The sequence below is a fragment of the Lacisediminihabitans profunda genome (assembly GCF_008040105.1).
Taxonomy (GTDB): Bacteria; Actinomycetota; Actinomycetes; order Actinomycetales; family Microbacteriaceae; genus Lacisediminihabitans; species Lacisediminihabitans profunda.
The window spans coordinates 1-302 of sequence record NZ_VRMG01000037.1 but is presented as its reverse complement, the minus strand read 5'-3'; the positions used below and the strand labels follow the sequence as shown (position 1 = coordinate 302).

At 64.6% G+C, this 302-nt stretch carries 1 pseudogene; it reads left to right on the top strand.

Going from position 1 to position 302, the window contains the following annotated elements:
- Positions 1 to 74: 74 nt before the first annotated feature.
- A pseudogene (locus FVP33_RS18960) lies at positions 75 to 302 on the top strand (hypothetical protein); the annotation flags it as partial.

Here is a 302-nt window from a genome sequence, read left to right as displayed (position 1 = left end):
TTGACGCAGTTTCGACGTACGCTCGTCACATCCGATCCGCCGACTGGATAACACCTGCGCAAACTCGATCACCGATGATTGCGCCGATCTCATACCTCTGGAGTCTCGTGCTCAGTGAAGACTCGGCAACCGCCGCGACGCCACACCTCGACCTGCTCTTCGCAGGGTCGGTCTTCTGCGATCTCGTCTTCGCCGGTGTTCCGTTGCCTGAGCCCGGGGCGGAGGTGTTCGCCGCCGCGTTCATGCTCACCCCGGGCTGCTCTGCCAACCGGACCGTCGCCGCCTCCCGGCCCGCAGCATCC